Genomic DNA, 18,234 nt, shown 5'->3' with positions numbered 1-18,234 from the left:
ATGCCATTTAACTATGCAAATCAGATATTCAAACACGGGAACAATGTTTTTGAATATGGAACGATCACCGAGTCGCTGGTGTTCAATTTTACGGGGTTGACATTCGGGGCAAGTAACCATGATATTTTTTTCGGATTTACTGCTCCAGCCTCAATTGTCGCTGACTTTGGCGACGGCAATGTAATAACCTACGTAGCCGATTATGCTGACTTTGCCTCGCCTTATTCTGTTCGGTTTAATAATGACACCACACACCCAAAATGGGCTAATTTCAAACAGTACACTTATGCTACAGGGACTAATAGTACACTTCGAAAGGTTACGTTAACTATAAGTAGCAGAAACGCATTAAAGGAGTTTACATGCACCTTGCCGACACTCCAAAATATATCGCTTAATATTGGCCAGTTCAAGTTATTGCAAAACTTCGGCATACGTTGCGGCGCAGCAACTGCTGAATTAAAGGGTGCGTTTAATAATGCACTTACGTCGCTTAGTTATCAGTTAGACCAGGGGACTACCGTGCCTATTGATCTTTGTTACGCGACAATTCAATCCCTAACGCTCTATACCAATGCCAACATGGGTAATCTGGCTCTAATTCCGAATATTAGGGGGTTGCAGTCGTTACGCTTGGATTGGCTAAACAAGGACGCTTACACGACCGGAGTGCCAATACCGCCGTCCTTTGCTAACCTGAAAATAACCAGTTTCGGAAGTTATTTCTATACTGGCATTACAGGGGTGACTATCAACATACCTACAACATTCCAAAGCATTACCACTCTAACATCCCTGCAATGGTCGCCACCGATGGACACCTGGACGGATCTATCAGCCCTTACTAACTTAACGGATTTAAACGTAACTTCTTTTAGCCTGACTAATCATAGCCCGGACTTTTTGCTTTCAACAAACATGAAGCTCAAAAAGATCACTTTTGCCCAGTTCGGGGCATACACTAACACGGCAGCGCAGCAGTTAACGCTGATTAATTCAGCAATAGACAATATGTATACGTGGGCGGTCGCAAATGCGCCGATTGTTGGTACAAGTGCAGACAAGGCAAGGAACCAACAGCGTATTTATCAGTCTTCGACCTCGACAACTGCACCGATACCCAAACCAACAGGGACGTATCAATCCCCATCCGGGTATTCAAAGGGGGTGAGCAACGGATCACCTGCCAGCCAGCTTGAAAAACTTTATGTACTAGTTAATCAATACAACTGGGTATTTACAAACATTCCAATATCATGAACGAGGCACTTTTTATAATTAGACACGAAAATGGGGCGGTAACGGATATACTCGACTATGATGGTGGAGTAATTCTTATTGCCGGAACAGTTATAGTAGACACATTAGCGCGGGCTAAAACGATGCTTGAGACGATAGGTGTTAACTGCACATTGATCGATGAGCAAATTGAAAATAATTTCTAAACCTTAAATAATTTAAACAATGAAAACCCTTTCTACACTTTGGCAGCGCTTGAAATCAGAAACGCCGCCGTTTTTTAAACGAGCACAGGTATTCGGTGCCAGCTTAGTTGCGTTTGGTACTACCCTTACTCAAATTGCCGGAATTCCGGATAAAGTTCCAACCATTTTAATAAGTGTCGGAACGGCCATTACAGCCATTGCCCAATTTGCTGTAAAACAAACAGATTCATCCCGGGAGGCATCCAATGGCTGACTTTCAAATCGCTAACGGTAAAACTAAGCTAATCGAGGGAGAATTGGCGGACTCTCCGTCTGATAGAGGTGGTCTGACTTATCGGGGAATTGCATCAAATTTCTGGCCTAACTGGCCAGGATGGGGCACCATTCGTACGGTATTAGAAAAAACTAAACATGACATCCCGGCTGCAAACAAACTGCTAAGATCAGATCAAAAGCTCCAAGCATTAGTGGATGCATTTTATAAACAGAACTTTTGGGATGTCTTTAAACTAGATCTGGTCACAGACCAAGATATCGCGAATGAAATATATGATACAGCAGTAAACATGGGGGTGGCGATAGCAGCAAAATTCTTACAGAGAGCCCTTAACCTTGCTAATCGCAATCAGAAACTATACCCAGATCTTGCGGTCGATGGTATTATCGGAACGAAAACAATTTCGGCACTTAACAGCAATCCAAATAAAAAACTTATTCTCAAACTGCTAAATGGGCTTCAAATAGCCCGTTACATCAGCATCATGGAAAACAACCCTACGCAGGAGATTTATGCCGAGAGCTGGTTATCAAGAACATAAAACAAACTTATGAGAAATGCAAACAGCTACAGCATTGAAGAGCAACAAATCAGGGGTATAACTGTACGGAATATCATCGTCACAATTATTAGTACAGTAAGTATCGTAGTCTCTGTAATGACTACTTACTTTCAATTAAAAGAGGCCATCTACGATATTAAATCCACGCAGGAAAACCAAACAAGAATCAATGACCTCAGACTAAAAGTGCTTGAAAACCAAGTCAACGTTCTACAAAAGGAAATAGACAAACTCGAGCTAAAAAAAGACGAAAGACTAGCAGTAAACAGATAATTATAGTGCCCAGAACGAGATTCGAACTCGTACATCCTTACGAATGCCACCCCCTCAAGATGGTGCGTCTACCAATTTCGCCACCTGGGCCTATTTAAAAACAAAAAGCTAAAACTTTTTACATTTTAGCTTGTGCCCAGGGAGAGACTCGAACTCTCAAGAGACAATTCTCAACGGCTTCTGAGACCGCAACGTTTACCAATTTCGCCACCTGGGCTGCTGAAATGGTCTTGATTTTAAGGAGTGCAAATATAGACAAAAACGTCTTTCCTGCAAATTTCTTTAATAATAAATCTAATCTTTTATAGCTAAGCAATCATCAGTGCGAGCAAATAAAGCAGGTTGATCAGCAGTTTGGGCTAAAACAACAAAAAAGCAGACTAGACGAAACCAATAACCAGGTTTTATGATGCCATCAGGTAGTTTACTTTGTCTGCAAATGCTTTGCTATCATACTGGCGAATGTAAAGCGTATCAGCAGATTTGGTTTCGTTACTGATAATCCGATGGTAAGTTTTGGAAACCGTTATTACTGGGATACCCTTCATTTGATCGTCGCTTCTTAGCTGGTTGCATAGCTCTTCAATATAAATGTCCGCAAAAAGCTGGTCTATGATAATCAGATCCGGCTTATAGTTCTTAGCCAATTGGAAAAAACATTCAACCTCTGCAGTAATATGCATATCGGTGTAGCCATAAAACATAATATCATGTGCTACATCTAAAGTGTTATTATCCCTATCCAGCAATAACATCTTCCTGTTTGTATCCATTTCTACCATGGTGTCAAATCTCTTTTAGAAAGATTAATTTTTTATGAAGACGTAGTTCAAACCACAAATGCTACAACACAGTACTACTTTACCCTTTTGATACATTAAGTATAAAAAGGTTTAATACTTCAATCTGGATAACGTTAATTGGAAGAAATATTGCGCGTTCACTCCTTATTGGCCTGTTTTAAAACTTCGATCTCTAACTTTGACATCTTCATCATTGCCTGCATGGCCTTATCAGAACTTAATAATTGATCAATATCAGTTGGCACAACTTGCCAGGACACTCCAAACTTATCCTTCAACCAGCCGCACTGTCCCGCTGATCCGCCTTCAGTTAATCTTTCCCAATAATGATCGATCTCCCGCTGGGTTTTGCACGAAACCACAAATGAAACTGCTTCATTAAAAGTAAAATGCGGGCCACCGTTCAAAGCAATAAACTGTTGCCCGTTCAGTTCAAAACTGATCAGCATAACTGCGCCTTCAGGTCCGGGTGCGCCTTTACCATTCCGTTTAACAGATAGTATCCGGCTTTGCTCAAATATACTTTGGTAAAATGCGACTGCCTCTTCTGCATTTGTATTGTACCATAAAAATGGAATAATTGGTTGCATAATCTTTCTTGCTTTGGTTAGAATACAAAGCTAACGCAACTTACGCAGGCAAAAGACTAAAAAAGCGACATAATCACTGGCTGTTTGCGACAATACCAACCATTGAGTAAAGGGTTGACTTAAATCGAATCTAATACGAGCACCCAGTCATTGCCGTCCTTTGGATCCCCAGGTGGGTCAAAGCTTAGCTGACTACTCTTTTTATAAGTACCGATGGTTTTCAAGTCCCCAGTACGTGGATCGTACCAGGAAGCTTTAATCCTGGTTCCTGTAAGCTTAGACGGGTTTACTAGAAGATTTCTACCTGTGTAGGTGTATACGAAGGCATAACTGCGGCCTCGTGTCGCCAGCAGACAATTATATTTTTCTCCCTTAGCCCCAACTATTAGCGACTGATCTGGTATACGCTGATAATACGGCCTTGAAAGCATTAACTTTTTAAGATATTTCATTTGCAAAGCGCCAGGGTCATTAATCGAATTATACCAGTATTCTGTAGAACCATAAGCACTACCCTTATCTGTTGGCTTATGCATCTGCATTACATCGTTGTTACCATATGTATAACCACATGCACCTGCAAATACCGACCAGTAGCCATACCTACGCACATCTGCATCTGTCCATTTAGGTAGTGTCGTATCATGCAGTCCATAAGGAATACGTTCGTAGGATGGCTCGGCGTCAATGGTAGGCTTAATGGGTTTCAGATTATAGTCCACGTTCACATACTTCCAGTTATCCTCGCCATAGTGCAAATCGTTTTTAGAGGTGTCCTGGGCATAAGTTCGGTGACCAGACTGAAAACAGTTAAAATCCAACCATTGCTGATGGTGAAACCATTTAGATGACTGCGTTCGCCCACGAGGGTGATAGGTAATCAGCGCCTTTGGATTTTCCGCTCTCAATTCATTTCCAATCGCATTCCAGGTTGCATTAGCAATGTTACCGGCAATATCCCCACCATTCATCCAAATGATATTCGTATAATCTTTATAACGCTTTGCTAAAAATGCGGCATATCGTTTCCCCTGTTCGGCATTAATTTTAGCTTCTTTCACTACAGATCCCCACACCGGAACCATCGCTACATATAATCCTCTTTTTGCTGCCTCCCGTACAATATAATCCACGTGATCCCAATAGTCATACTCTCCTGCTTTACCAAAGGTATTGCCTGGGGTAACTTTCGGGCTGGTAATGTTCTGCGCATTAAGAGCAGAATCGCCATAGGCATTCACCTCTTTAATACTATGCACTACCATCACCTGTATCACATTAAATCCCTGTTTGCTTCGGGTATCCAGATACTGCGCTGCCTCTTCCCTGTTCAGTTTGGAAAACAATAGCCATCCGGTATCGCCCAGCCAGAAAAAAGGCTTCCCCCCAACAGTGAAATACCGATGATTGGCGGATATCTGCAAACGGGGTAAAAACTGCCCTTTAACGTTTAAGCAAAATAAAAAAGAAAGTATTATTACTAAAAAAGCTTTATTATTCATTCTGAACTGCGTTGATTATCCTTTAAATAGCGCATTTATCGCCATTTTATAATTAGCGAAAGCCCCGGAAGGCTGCAAGGATTAATTGGTTATTTCTGACGAGTAAATTTATGTACAAACGTATAAAATGCAACAAAAAATAAAAAAATGTTCAAATAACATTTATTATTGCGCATCATGTTTTAAACAAGCACATTCCTCTTAAAGTGATACTTTATCATTTGGCTTAAATGCACTTTTTTTTGGATGAAAGCGTTGGCTTATGTAGGTTTAGCATGATTTAACACCAAATTATAAAACCCAATGACAGATCTACCTCCGGTAATTTTTGGCACCAGCGGCTTAGGTAATTTATACAAAGCGCAGTCTCAGGAAACTAAAAATACCATCATCAAAAACATCTTTACCTACTCGCCTAAGCCCGTTGTGTTTGATTCGGCCGGCAAATACGGTGCAGGTCTTGCACTGGAAAGTCTGGGTAACGGCTTACGTTCCCTGGGGATTAAACCGGATGAGGTGATTATCAGCAATAAGCTGGGTTGGGTTCGCACACCGCTTACCACGCCCGAACCAACTTTTGAACCTGGTGTGTGGGTTGGGCTGCAACATGATGCCGTACAAAAAATCAGTTACGAAGGTATTATAGAATGTTATGAGCAGGGCGTAGAACTGTTGGGAGGTTATGAAACACAATTGGTTTCTGTGCATGACCCGGACGAATATCTTGCCGCCGCAACCAATGAAAATGATAAAAAGAAACGCTACCAGGATATCTTAGATGCCTACCGAGCCCTGTTCGAACTAAAAGCTCAAGGCAAAGTGAAGGCTGTGGGTATTGGTGCTAAAGACTGGCACAGCATACAAACCATCAGCCGGGATATTGATCTTGACTGGGTGATGATTGCCAACAGCATGACTTTGCACAGCCACCCTGCAGACCTGCTTGCTTTTATGCAGGAACTGGAAGATAAGAACGTAACCATTATAAACTCTGCTGTTTTTAACGGCGGCTTTCTGTTAGGGGGCGAGTTCTACAACTATAAACCGGTAGATGCGGCAGACCCAAAGGGCAGAGCCTTACTGGAATGGCGGGAACGCTTTTACGAGGCATGCAGAGAACACAATATTGAACCCATTGCCGCGTGTGTCCGTTTTGCGTTAAGTGCTCCAGGTACAGAAAGCATTGCCCTAAGTACCACCAACCCGGATAAGATCAAAGTGAACCTTGAATACCCAGAGAAAACTATTCATGCCGGTTTCTGGGAAGATCTGAAGGCTAAAAAGTTAATTGATCCTAATTACGCCTATTTATAAAACCATGTTGAAGATAGACGCACATCAGCACTTCTGGTTGTATGATCCCAAACGCGATACCTGGATTACGGATGATATGTCTGTTCTGCAAAAAGACTACCTTCCGGCACAACTGGAACAGATTTTAAAACGTCATGATATTGACGGTTGTGTGGTAGTACAGTCAGACCAATCCATTGAAGAGAATTGGTTTCAGTTAAAGAATGCCGAAGCCAACCCTTTTATCAAAGGTATTGTGGGCTGGGTTGATCTATGCCACGAAAATATCGAACAACAGTTGGCAGAATTTAAGCCTTATACTAAGCTGAAAGGTTTCCGGCATGTACTGCAAGGCGAAAAAGACCGCGCGCTGATGTTAAAACCAGAATTTGTTCGCGGACTGCATGCACTTCACGTAAATGGATATACCTATGATCTGCTGGTTTTACCAGATCAATTAAAATATGTAATAGAACTGGTAGACAGCCTGCCTGATCAGAAATTTGTGATCGACCATCTGGCCAAACCATTAATTAAAAAAGGGCAGCTTACCCCTTGGACTGATGAGATGAAGACGATTGCACAAAGCCCTAATGTTTATTGCAAGGTATCCGGTATGGTAACTGAAGCAGATTGGGCGAACTGGAAAGCATCAGATTTTACGCCATACCTGGATGTGGTTTTTGAAGCATTCGGAACTGAACGGCTGATGTACGGATCCGACTGGCCTGTTTGTGAAGTAGCAGGTGGATACGACCGTATGTTAGATTTGGTAAAGACCTACACCGCGAACCTGAGCAGCACCCAGGCCGAAGACTTCTGGGGTGGTACAGCAGTTCGTTTTTACGGTTTAAATGACATTAAAGAATAATGAAAAGATATTGCCTCGCCCTCGACCTGGTAGATGATCCTGGTTTAATTGAGGAATATGATGCATTTCATAGAAACGTATGGCCTGAAATCCTGGAAAGCATAAAGCAATCTGGTATTGAAGACATGGAAATTTATCGCACGGGTAACCGCTTGTTTATGATCATTGACGCGAACGACGGCTTCTCTTTCGAACAGAAAGCGGAAACAGACGCTTCAAATCTGAAAGTGCAAGAGTGGGAACAATTGATGTGGAAATTCCAGCAGGCCTTACCTTGGGCAAAAGAGGGTGAAAAGTGGCTATTGATGGATAAGATATTCAAGCTTAAATGAGAACAATAATTTGCGAAACACCGGGTACACTAAAGCTGCAGGAGACGCAGGCGCCCGAACTGCAACCGGGTAATGTGTTAATAAAAATCAAACGCATTGGTGTTTGCGGGACCGACCTTCACGCCTTTGAAGGCACGCAGCCCTTCTTTTCATACCCAAGAGTTCTGGGGCATGAGCTTTCCGGAGAGATAGTGGATACAGGTGATGTTGCGGGCTTTGAAAAAGGCGAACTGGTAACCTTTATCCCTTATTTCAATTGCGGCCATTGCGTAGCATGCAGGGCAGACAAACCTAACTGCTGCGCCAACATCAAAGTATTTGGTGTACACATAGATGGCGGTATGGCCGAATATGTACAAATACCACAACAGTACCTGCTGAAGAGTGAGGGCTTAAGCCTGGACGAACTTGCATTGGTAGAGCCTTTCGCCATCGGTGCACACGGGATCAAGCGGGCAGCTTTGCAAGCCGGAGAATTTGTGCTGATTATGGGTGTCGGGCCTATAGGATTAACTATGATCGAAATGGCTTCGGGCATGGGGGCCAACGTTATTGCCGCTGACGTAAATGATGAACGCCTGGCCTTCTGTAACGAAAACTTCAAGGTTACAGCGACGTTAAATACACTGAAGGATGATGTAATTGCGCGGTTACACGAAATCACTAATGGAGATATGCCGACTGTAATTATTGATGCTACGGGCAACCAGAAAGCCATCAACAGTGCTTTTTACTACCTTGCACATGGCGGCAGATATGTGCTGGTAGGTCTTCAAAAGGGCGACCTGATCGTAAGTCACCCCGAATTCCATAAGCGCGAAAGCACATTGATGAGCAGCCGTAATGCAACAAAAGAAGACTTTGCAAAGGTGATCAGCTTGATGAAGTCCGGAGAAATAAATCCGCGTAAATTTATTACGCATAACGTCGGCTTCGAAATGGTTCCGGGTGAGTTTTCTAAACTACTCGATCCGGCTAATAAAGTGATCAAAGCACTGATTACAATCTAATTTTTTCAGCCATTGGTACTAGGGAGTGCCAATGGCTAAACCATCTTATTTTTTAGTTCAGTGCTTGATTCAACGGAATTTGGATAAAAAAACTGGTCCCGCTGACAGGATTATTTTGATACCAGATCTTTCCCTTCTGTTTTTCGATGTATTCTTTACAGAGCACCAATCCTAATCCGGCGCCTTTTTCATTTAGGGTGCCATAAGTAGGTGCTGCGCTCAATTCAAAAATACTATCGTCTAACTCAACAGGTACGCCAATACCGCTATCTTTTACCTCTATGATGCAATTACCCGCATTGCTATAGCATGAGACAACTACATGGCCGCCAGGCGAGGTGAATTTCACGGCATTACTTATCAAATTGCGGATTACCAAATGTAGCATCTCGCTGTTACCAATCACATCCAATGGTTCGATCAGATACTCAAGCGTGATAGCTTTGGCCTCCGCAATATTTTGAAACAGCTGACGCTGGCTTTCAAAAAGCTGATGAAGATTAATCACATCAAAAGCTACGCTATGCCCTACTAATTGATTTTTGGATAATAGCAGGATGTTATCAAGCATTTCCAGTGTCTGCCGTGTGGAGTTCAGCAGCCCCTCGCGGATAGCTTCACTTTCTGCTTCGTTAAAATCCTTATCCATCATTAGCTCCAGGTACGTTTGAACGTTAGACAACGGCGTTCGGATATCATGTGATATCATCGAGATCAGTTTATTCTTCTCTTCATTGATCTGCCCCAGGTTTATCGCCCTGATCTCTGCAGACATCTTCGCAAAGTTGTAATTGTTTATGATAAATGGCACGATTACCCGCATCAACCCGATAACGATCAGATAAGTGCAGATCATATCTAAAAAAAGACCGCCACTGGATGCATAAGTTCCGATGATTACAGATGGATAGAAATATTCTATAGTCATCGGAAACAGAAAGCATAACACGTTTGCCAGCGTCCAGAGGTTAACTTCTGCAGGTGAGGTAATAGTTAAAATAGCGAAGTAAGAGAAAGCGATGATCAGAATTTCACTGCTAACTACCCCCCCGTTGAAAAAATAATTTGCGCAAAAAAGCAGGTTAACAAACAGTGCGGTGCATGTAATGCTTAATTTATGCCGTTTCTTAACGCGGGATAACCATAAAGCAAAACCAAGAAAAATTACAAGCAATGTTGCAAGCAGGGCCGTTGCGTGCAGGCCTACATAATACTTAAAAGGTATAATGAGCGCTACTGCCAGAATGGTTAAACAACAGAAAGTATGATAGATCCGTATCTGTAAAGGAAATTGATCGTAAAGGCCGATCAGCTTTTTTAAATACCTTCTCACCTTATTTTGTAAACAAAGCTGTTAAAAAGCTGTAAGGCAAACAATTACTTAAATGAGTAATAAACGGCCCTATAAAACAAAAGTTCGGTCATGCCAATTGCGGTATTTTCGGTCCCCATCCCAAGCAAAACAAAAGTTAAGCAGTACGCTAAACAAAACCGTTGAAGGTGAGCTGTTTATTATGTTTTTGTGATAATGTTACTTATTTAAGTAATATTTATATATTGGTTAAATAAACATATTTGCTATTGAAGCGTGGTATCTGTTAACTTTACTTTTTTTTAATACTCGTTGCCCTTAAGTTTAAAAAGAGGGTAAAAAAATAACTTAATACAACAATCTTCACACGCCCTAATCACACTAAAAAACCTGGAATGAAGGAAATCGGTTTAATTGAAGACGATCATATTTTAAGAGATACTTACGCTAAATATTTCAGGATCACTAAGCAATTTTCGGTTGTTTTTTCTGTAAACGATATTAAAGATGCACTCGCGGTTACAAGCGCTCAGCCAGATATTATTCTGCTTGACGTTAATTTACAATCCGGCTCGGGTATCGATAGTATCAAAGTACTTAAAAACCGCTTCCCGAAAAGTAAAATTGTTATTCTTTCGAGTATGGAGGATGCCCGCTTAACCCGGAAAGCAATGGAAAACGGTGCAACAGGTTACCTGCTGAAAACCAGTAGTATGACCTATATTACAGAGTCTATTTTGAAGATAGATGACGGAGGGGTGCCATTATCCCCTACCACTATACCACATGTTCTGCAATTTAACCAGCAACAACATGCCGATGCTAATACCGAACTAACCAAAAGAGAACTGGAATTGATACGGTTACTGAGCGAAGGAGTAGCCAATAAAACTGCAGCCGATAAATTGAACGTAACCTACTTCACTATAAACCAGCATTTGAAGAACATCTATAAAAAATTAAAGATCAACTCTAAAGCCGAGCTGATTGCCTGGTACTTGAGCAAAAGAAACTTATGATAATACTTATACTACTTTAATTATACCGTAATAAGCTTTAGTGCAGGGTCGTAAGAAACTAAAAAACACGGATTGTTTGCCCGTGTCTTTTAGTTTTTAATTGTAAAAATATTTGTCGTTACACCGTTACTGAACTTCTGTTGATCAGTCCTAAAATAAAGGCAATAATAGCAATTACCAATAACGCGTGAATTAATCCGGTTGCTGAATAAGCAAACACACCTACAGCCCATCCGATTATCAGGATAACTGCGACGATATACAATAGTGATCTCATAACATATATAGTTTAGTTATGGTGATAACTTTAAAAATCATGCCGATAATAACTATAAGTTAAAATTTACTTCATTTAGATCACTACTCTATAAAACACCGGTATAGCAATTACCTTAAACCACTGCAATAATTTACTAACGGCTAAGCCAAATAAAAAAGCCTTTCAATTTCAAACTGAAAGGCTTTTTGTTGTGAGTAAATTTTAGGTTGTTTAATTAATACGAAAATTAAGTAAAATTTATTTAAGTTGAAACTTTTTATCTAATAATTTCATAAAATATCCACCGACAACGCTCCGCGCCTGAAAGCCCACCATTTTACCATTGGTGGTTTCATGCCAATCGCTGATCGGCACGCGTGACGTTGTTTCAAACGCATACTTATGCACCGGGTCAACAATTTCATCAAACGCATCCTTACCAGAAGCCAGTGTAGCCGTCCATAAAATCCAGTCTGATTTAGTATACGTTCTGCGGCTATCCAATGGTAAGCCATAAGCTTTCTGCTTGCCCAAATAATACTTAATTTCTTTGTTGTAAACCTCTTTTGGGAACAGGCCAAAGTTCAGCACCTTATCCCAAACCAAATTATACTTCTGGCTCCAGGTGTCGGGTTTTTCAAACACCAGCGAATAATGGTCGCCTGCGTCAGCCATTTGCATCCACTTGGTTACCATGCCTTCAGCTATTTTACGGTATTTTGCAGCAACGTCCTTTTTGCCCAGTTTACCAGCTAAATCTGCGTAAGCGGCAATACCTACAATCGCCTTGGCAGACAAGTTTACGTTACGCGCCAGGTGCCCTGCAAAATCATCCGTACATAATTGGTTCGCCGGATCAAAACCCGCCGTGCTCAAATACTCTACCCAATCCGTTAATGTTTTCCAATGCTTTAAAGCATAATTGGCGCTGCCTTCTGCTTTGGAAATTGCGGCGGTAAGGATCAGCATGTTACCCGATTCCTCAACCGGCATATCTTCGCCATAGGTTTGCCCGTTAGCTAACGGATAAGTACCCAAATCGTGCGCTGCAAACTTCTTCGGCCACTTACCGCTTTCGCTATAGTAGAAGATCCCGTTCATCATGCCTTTTAACAGTTCGGGGCTGTACAGCAGGAACATTGGTGCAGAAGGATAGGTAATATCTACCGTATTGATTGAGCCGTTACTGAAGTTTTCTTTTGACATAAACAGCAAGCCTGCTTTCGGACTTTTAACTATTTCATGCGCTGCAATGGCCTGCCTGTAAGCAATGGCACAAAGGTCTGCGTAGTTTTTTCCGCCGGCGCTTTTCGCGTCGTCGTATAACTGTTTATCAAATGCCTGGCACTTATTAAGTATGCTTTTATATTCGGTAGATGCCGTTACCAGGTTTTTCTCCATGGTGGCACCAGGATAGGTTTTCCATAGTGGCTTTAAATTATCCTTGAAAAACTGAACTCCGTACAATGGATCATATCCGAGCATCACAAATTTTTCCACGGCCGTTTTACCTACCGTACCGAATGGAATAATGGTATTCAGCACTAATTGCTTTCCCTTGGTTTCTGTCGAAGTAGTTTTACCTTCGATGAATGAAGGCGTGGCTTCGCTTTGTGTACTTACGTATTGCGATGCTTTTTCGGCAATAGGTGCAGCTACGTAGAAATAGCCCCAGTCTATCCGCACGTCGTCACCTTTCTTTTTCAGAATAGGTTGTTCTACCGTTCCAACTTTAAGCGCGGTAAGTTGGTTAGAAGTGATCTTTTGTGTTGTTACTTCCTGGTTGCTGCGATCAACGGCCACATTGGTAGAAGCCCCGAAGTACAGCTTTACCTGGTGGTTTCTTCCGTCTGCCGATTTCACTTTATAAGAAATGTAAGATACCGGGCGGTTCAACAATTTCAGATCGTTCATTAATAGCGGCGAAGTAAAGGTTACTTCAATATCCACCTTGTTCCCACAGGATAATTCATATACCGTTTGCGTAGGTTTTACCAATACACTTTTTTGCTCGGCAACGGCTACTTTATTTCCAACACGCACTTTCAACAGGTCTACCAGGCCGACATCTAAAGAAGATGCCCCGCCGGTATTGACGCAATGTACCGCCAGCACGTTCTTGCCTTTCTTCAAAACCTCTTTAAACTGTTCTTCGAGCGGGATGTAATGATAACCACCGTTCAACAAGCCGTGATCATAAACTTTAGTGCCGTTAATAAATACTTCGATATTATCATCAAAAAGCAGCTTCAAAAACAGTTGATTAAAATCGGTATTCTCGACCGTGAACTCCCTTCTCAGCCAGATATCTTTCAGGAAAACGGTTGGATAGTGAATCTTATCATCGCCGAATGGCCCTGTCCCTGTTTTCCAGCTACCGTCATCATAAGCAGCTTCTGACCAGTTACCTGCGGGCATTTCCTCTGTATATTTACACTGGTAGGATTTCTCGTCAGATGCTTCGGCAATGCCTTTGTAAACGTTTGGCTCTTTTCCTAAAAAGCGATACACCTGCCCATCAACATTCAGCATACCGGTTAAAGACTGCTCGGCGCCTGTCCAGTGTGTGGTGGTAGACGAAGTGAGCGTATCTGTGTTAGACCATATACTGAAGTAAGTATTATGGGTAATTAATGGATAAGATGGCGCGTGTGTGCTTTGTGCATGTACGATTACGGACTGAATTGCAAAAAAAAGAACCGCCGTTAGCTTGTTAATTTTCATATATAGTTAAATGTATTTCTGATTCTATTTCACTTGCGGAAACGCCGATATGCGTAACCGGGCGCCCCCCATGGGCACCAGCGTTAATTGGGTTAATGGTGCTGTGGTGCTCACCGGGCTTTGTGGCAATAGGCCGCATAATCCGTATTGGTCTACCTTCCAGTCATCGATCTTTCGTCCTTTCACAATCAGTTCAATCGGAGCGGTTTGATTAGTAAAGGGATTATTATTGGCCGGCCACTGCTTTTTTACGATACGGATGGATTTTTCCGGAGCGATACTATCTATAGCTAAACCGTAATTCCAGTCTGAAGCAGGGTATATTTCAAAAGAAGGCCACTTCGTCGGGTCAGCACCGGCCTGCCAGCGCGAATCGCCAATCGCAGTAGCTTTACTGTCTTTCTCCACATACTTTTCATTAATCTTTAAAGAATAAGTGAGCGGTCCATAGCTGATGCTTACACTATTCTTATTGCGTTCCCAGGTGCGCACTTTTAAACGCATGGGCAACCGCAGACTTACTACGTCGCCGTTTTTCCATTGATTGGTCAACCTGATATAGCTACCCCCGGTAGCCTCTACCCTTACTGCTTTACCATTTACAGTAACCGCAGCGTTAGCACACCAATCCGGCACGCGCAGGTATAAAGGAAAGTTTACAGCTGCTTTTGTGTTAATGGTAAAGTTTATCCGGTCGTCAAAAGGATAATGCGTAGTTTCGGTAATATCCACTATTGAGCCTTTACCCACCTTTGCATGCACTTTGTTTTCGGTATATAGCTGCGCGGCGATGCCGTTATCCGGTGTAGCCATCCAGCTGTTCTCGCCGTAATAAACCCAACCAGCCGAATGGTTATGCTGGCAGCAGCGGCTGCTGAACGGGTTCATCATTAAAAACGGCCCCTCATTGGCAATACCCGGACTATGGTTTTTACTATCACTGATCACCATATTAGGAGCGGTAAGGTAACGTAAGGCACGATAATCGGGCATAAAGGCTGCGGAGAACATATTAAAGGCTACATCTTCGCAGTTGTCTGCCCAGAAGGTATCACCTGTACTACTCATCAGAAGCTGATCTGAGGTCATTTGCTCTACCATTCCGCAGGTTTCTATTGCCTGCCGCGGGTCGCCATAACCCTTCCGGGCATTCTCATCTGCGCCGAACATACCGCCTGGTACCTGCCCGTAAATATTTCGGACGAGCTTAAAATCGTTATAGGTTGCAGAAAGATCAGACGCGTTATGAGTTTGCAGATAATAAGTTGCCGGTTCTCGGAAACACTGCGCAATATTTACGTTATGCCAGTTGGGTAGATTACTTGCCTGCCGCCAGTTTGCAGTATTTCGGTCGATCTTTTCGGCCAAATCCAATAACCATTTTTCACCGGTACGGTTATACAACCAGTAAACACTGAGCATATTATCGCCACCACGGCTGTTCTCCCAATAATCTTCCAGGAACTTATTGTCGGGCAGATTCAGTTCAAATTTGAAGTAACGGCTCATGAACGGCAGCACCCGCGGATCTTTCGAATATTCGTAGTAAGATTGCAGGCACCAAAGCATGGGCATGTTTGTCCATAAATCGCGGTTGCCGTTATGTTCTACCGCCGGGCCAAAATCACCGTTATCGCGTTGGTTATTCAGAACCGCGTTGATCCAGAACTTTGTTTCCGCCAGCATCTTCGGATCATTCAGCATATAGGCTATGTCGCCGTAACCTTTCAGCCAATAAGGTAATTCCTCCCAGCCGTATTCGCCTTTACCTTCTTTATTCAGCCAGGCATTATTCGTTTTTGAAAGCCAGATACTGATTTCGCCCAGGTTACCCGTAAGGCCGTCGCGCTGAAGTTCCAGCGCTTTACGTAACCAGCCATTTACCTTAATACTACCTACGGGCAGCTTGGTAAAGTACTGGTTTTGCAGCGGCGCGCGGTTGTTCACATAAAAAGCGTTCTTGCCCGAATTATCTACCGTTTTTACAACTGCTGCTTCAATGGCTTCCTGTGCTTTAACCTGCGTAGTACTTAATAGCAAACCAAGCATAGGAAGCACCGTAACTTTTAAATTTCTGAACTGCATTATTTAACTAAGCTGGTATCGTACAACTGCGTATTCACACTATGAAGTTTCTCGACAGGCATTTTAATCACCTTCCGGTCATAAGTCATAAAGCCGTTCACCTCGCCCTCCACATCAGTGGTTTGGGTATAGACTGCCGCAGACAGTCCCAGGCGAATCATAGTTTTCAGTGGTTCGATAAACGACGAATACTTTTTAAATACAGCATCGGCATCTTTAAAGTTCTGGTAACCCCATTGATGACGATCCTGCCAGGTGTGACCTTCTAGTCCCAGACCCAAGCCACCAAATTCGCCCAGTACTAAGGCCCGCGTTTTCCCGAATATTTCTGCCCGAGGCATCGCCGGATCCGGGTAGTTATGCAGATCGATCATATGCCCTACGCTGTAGTAATTGCCACCGCTCGCGCTATTCACCAGGCGGGACGGATCTTTCTGCATCGTCCACTTTGTAATTTCCTCTGTTTTGAATTGGCCCCAGGCTTCGTTAAAAGGTGTCCATACCACAATGGAAGGGAAATTATACAAGGCATCAATAATGGCGTTCCATTCTTTGCGGTAATACAATTCTGAAGCCGCCGTACGGTTTTTATCGGTGGCGCGCTGATACACGCCCGGGCGGTTTTCCCAGTTGTTGCCTAAATCGCCGCTCGGCATATCCTGCCATAGCAGCATACCGGTTTTATCGCAATAGGCATAAAAACGGGCAGGCTCTACCTTTACGTGTTTACGGATCATGTTGAAACCCATCGCCTTTAGTTGATCCACATCGTACTGCATAGCTTCATAGGTTGGCGGTGTATACAATCCGTCCGGCCACCAGCCCTGATCCAGCGGACCAAATTGAAACACAAATTGGTTATTCAGCATCATACGCTGGATACCGTTAGCATCCGGCCCAATAGAGATTTTGCGCATGGCGAAGTAGCTTTTCACCTCGTCCAACACTTTGTTATTCCTGACAAGCGCTATCTGAAGATTGTACAAGTATGGGTTTTCGGGCGACCACAACTTGGCGTTTTTAATCTTCAGCTTTGCGGTGTCATTAGCAGCAATTTCTTTTTCGGCAATCTTTTCGCTACCATCCATCGCTATTACACGCAGCTTATCCCCTTTTTGCGCGTTTACGGCTTCACCGGAAATAGTTAAGGTTTGATTCTCAACATCCGGGGTTTGTTTAGTCGATTTTATATAACTCTGCGGAACGCCTTCCAGCCAAACTGTTTGCCAGATACCCGTAACCTGCGTATACCAGATACCTTCCGGCTTTTTCACCTGCTTGCCGCGTGGCTGCGGGCCATCGTCCGTCGGGTCCCACACCCGGATCTTAATATCCTGTTTGGCGCCACTTACCAGGTAGGGTGTGATATCGAACGTAAAAGGATCATACCCGCCTTCGTGGATACCCACGCTTTTACCGTTTACAAAAACTTCGGTCTGCCAGTCAACCGCACCGAAGTGTAGCAGCACCGTTTTACCGCGTAAAGCACTATTAATACTGATGGTGTTGCTGTACCATAAAGTGCTGTCTTTGTCTACCGTTCTGCCCACGCCCGAGAGTGACGATTCTACCGGGTAAGGCACCAATATTTTACCCGCAAATTTTGCAGGCTGCTTATCCTTCACGGCGGTGATAGCGTAGTTCCAAAGGCCGTTAAGGTTTTGCCAGTTGCCCCGCACCATTTGCGGCCGGGGATATTCTGGCAATGGCATTTGCGGGTTAACCTTTGCTGTCCATGGTGTGGTAAGTTTTCCTTTTACTATACTCCATGGTTTAGTTTGCGCCTGTGTTGAAAGTGCAGCAACGGACAACAGGAAAACGGCAATACTTCTTTTAAGAAATGTGTTAGTACAGGTAATTGCAGGGAAGATCATTAG

The 18,234-nt window shown here is 43.0% G+C and carries 18 protein-coding genes and 2 tRNA genes; 10 read left to right on the top strand and 10 right to left on the bottom strand.

Annotated elements, in window-relative coordinates; genetic code table 11:
* The 5 genes from MUY27_RS02975 to MUY27_RS02955 are packed head-to-tail and all read left to right on the top strand — an operon-like array spanning position 1 to position 2,557.
* Entirely contained in the window at positions 1-1,260 is a 1,260-nt protein-coding gene (locus MUY27_RS02975) for a hypothetical protein (RefSeq protein ID WP_245128483.1), read from the top strand.
* Positions 1,257-1,445: a hypothetical protein gene (locus MUY27_RS02970; RefSeq protein ID WP_245128482.1), complete on the top strand. Its 189-nt coding sequence runs from the start codon at positions 1,257-1,259 to the stop codon at positions 1,443-1,445. The genes MUY27_RS02975 and MUY27_RS02970 overlap by 4 nt, the downstream gene beginning before the upstream one ends.
* A 19-nt stretch (positions 1,446-1,464) precedes the next feature.
* A complete protein-coding gene (locus tag MUY27_RS02965; protein ID WP_245128481.1) occupies positions 1,465-1,698 on the top strand; it encodes a hypothetical protein in 234 nt (77 codons plus the stop codon).
* Positions 1,691-2,263, top strand: coding sequence for a glycoside hydrolase family 108 protein (locus MUY27_RS02960; protein WP_245128480.1), 573 nt, complete (start codon positions 1,691-1,693; stop codon positions 2,261-2,263). The genes MUY27_RS02965 and MUY27_RS02960 overlap by 8 nt, the downstream gene beginning before the upstream one ends.
* 9 nt (positions 2,264-2,272) lie before the next feature.
* On the top strand, positions 2,273-2,557 hold the full coding sequence (locus MUY27_RS02955; protein WP_245128479.1) for a hypothetical protein: 285 nt from the start codon (positions 2,273-2,275) through the stop codon (positions 2,555-2,557).
* A 6-nt stretch (positions 2,558-2,563) separates the two neighbouring features.
* On the opposite strand, the gene MUY27_RS02950 is transcribed toward MUY27_RS02955, so the two are convergent.
* The 5 genes from MUY27_RS02950 to MUY27_RS02930 form a co-directional block, all read right to left on the bottom strand.
* Positions 2,564-2,647, bottom strand: a tRNA-Leu gene (locus MUY27_RS02950).
* 43 nt (positions 2,648-2,690) lie between these two features.
* Positions 2,691-2,774, bottom strand: a tRNA-Leu gene (locus MUY27_RS02945).
* Between the two features lie 187 nt (positions 2,775-2,961).
* Positions 2,962-3,330, bottom strand: coding sequence for a response regulator (locus MUY27_RS02940; protein WP_245128478.1), 369 nt, complete (start codon positions 3,328-3,330; stop codon positions 2,962-2,964).
* Between the two features lie 167 nt (positions 3,331-3,497).
* Positions 3,498-3,950: a VOC family protein gene (locus MUY27_RS02935; protein WP_245128477.1), complete on the bottom strand. Its 453-nt coding sequence runs from the start codon at positions 3,948-3,950 to the stop codon at positions 3,498-3,500.
* 119 nt (positions 3,951-4,069) lie between these two features.
* Positions 4,070-5,452 carry a glycoside hydrolase family 140 protein gene (locus MUY27_RS02930; protein WP_245128476.1) on the bottom strand — a complete coding sequence of 461 codons (1,383 nt, stop codon included), beginning with the start codon at positions 5,450-5,452 and terminating at the stop codon, positions 4,070-4,072.
* 303 nt (positions 5,453-5,755) lie between these two features.
* On the opposite strand from MUY27_RS02930, the gene MUY27_RS02925 reads away from it, so the two are divergent.
* The 4 genes from MUY27_RS02925 to MUY27_RS02910 are packed head-to-tail and all read left to right on the top strand — an operon-like array spanning position 5,756 to position 8,958.
* Positions 5,756-6,766, top strand: coding sequence for an aldo/keto reductase (locus MUY27_RS02925; RefSeq protein WP_245128475.1), 1,011 nt, complete (start codon positions 5,756-5,758; stop codon positions 6,764-6,766).
* 4 nt (positions 6,767-6,770) lie between these two features.
* Positions 6,771-7,616 carry an amidohydrolase family protein gene (locus MUY27_RS02920; RefSeq protein ID WP_245128474.1) on the top strand — a complete coding sequence of 282 codons (846 nt, stop codon included), beginning with the start codon at positions 6,771-6,773 and terminating at the stop codon, positions 7,614-7,616.
* Positions 7,616-7,948 carry an L-rhamnose mutarotase gene (locus tag MUY27_RS02915; protein ID WP_245128473.1) on the top strand — a complete coding sequence of 111 codons (333 nt, stop codon included), beginning with the start codon at positions 7,616-7,618 and terminating at the stop codon, positions 7,946-7,948. The genes MUY27_RS02920 and MUY27_RS02915 overlap by 1 nt, the downstream gene beginning before the upstream one ends.
* Positions 7,945-8,958, top strand: coding sequence for a zinc-binding alcohol dehydrogenase family protein (locus MUY27_RS02910; protein ID WP_245128472.1), 1,014 nt, complete (start codon positions 7,945-7,947; stop codon positions 8,956-8,958). Before MUY27_RS02915 ends, MUY27_RS02910 begins: the two co-directional genes overlap by 4 nt.
* A 52-nt stretch (positions 8,959-9,010) precedes the next feature.
* On the opposite strand, the gene MUY27_RS20655 is transcribed toward MUY27_RS02910, so the two are convergent.
* Complete coding sequence (locus MUY27_RS20655; RefSeq protein ID WP_245128471.1) at positions 9,011-10,291, bottom strand: sensor histidine kinase; 1,281 nt, start codon at positions 10,289-10,291, stop codon at positions 9,011-9,013.
* Positions 10,292-10,665: 374 nt separating this feature from the next.
* Between MUY27_RS20655 and MUY27_RS02900 the strand changes: the two genes are divergently transcribed.
* The gene (locus MUY27_RS02900) at positions 10,666-11,289 is read left to right on the top strand and encodes a response regulator (RefSeq protein ID WP_245128470.1); all 624 of its coding nucleotides are present in this window, start codon (positions 10,666-10,668) and stop codon (positions 11,287-11,289) included.
* Between the two features lie 118 nt (positions 11,290-11,407).
* Here MUY27_RS02900 and MUY27_RS02895 read toward each other — a convergent pair whose 3' ends face one another.
* The 4 genes from MUY27_RS02895 to MUY27_RS02880 all read right to left on the bottom strand — a co-directional run bounded on the left by MUY27_RS02895 (position 11,408) and on the right by MUY27_RS02880 (position 18,231).
* Positions 11,408-11,566, bottom strand: a complete 159-nt coding sequence (locus MUY27_RS02895; RefSeq protein WP_245128469.1) for a lmo0937 family membrane protein — start codon at positions 11,564-11,566, stop codon at positions 11,408-11,410.
* A 240-nt stretch (positions 11,567-11,806) separates the two neighbouring features.
* Entirely contained in the window at positions 11,807-14,272 is a 2,466-nt protein-coding gene (locus tag MUY27_RS02890) for a glutaminase family protein (RefSeq protein WP_245128468.1), read from the bottom strand.
* Positions 14,273-14,296: 24 nt separating this feature from the next.
* Positions 14,297-16,357, bottom strand: coding sequence for a beta-L-arabinofuranosidase domain-containing protein (locus MUY27_RS02885; RefSeq protein ID WP_245128467.1), 2,061 nt, complete (start codon positions 16,355-16,357; stop codon positions 14,297-14,299).
* A complete protein-coding gene (locus MUY27_RS02880) occupies positions 16,357-18,231 on the bottom strand; it encodes a glycoside hydrolase family 2 protein (RefSeq protein ID WP_245128466.1) in 1,875 nt (624 codons plus the stop codon). The genes MUY27_RS02885 and MUY27_RS02880 overlap by 1 nt, the downstream gene beginning before the upstream one ends.
* Positions 18,232-18,234: the final 3 nt, after the last annotated feature.

Source organism: Mucilaginibacter straminoryzae, from assembly GCF_022953055.1.
Classification (GTDB): domain Bacteria; phylum Bacteroidota; class Bacteroidia; order Sphingobacteriales; family Sphingobacteriaceae; genus Mucilaginibacter; species Mucilaginibacter straminoryzae.
This window is presented reverse-complemented; position numbering and strand designations above follow the sequence as displayed.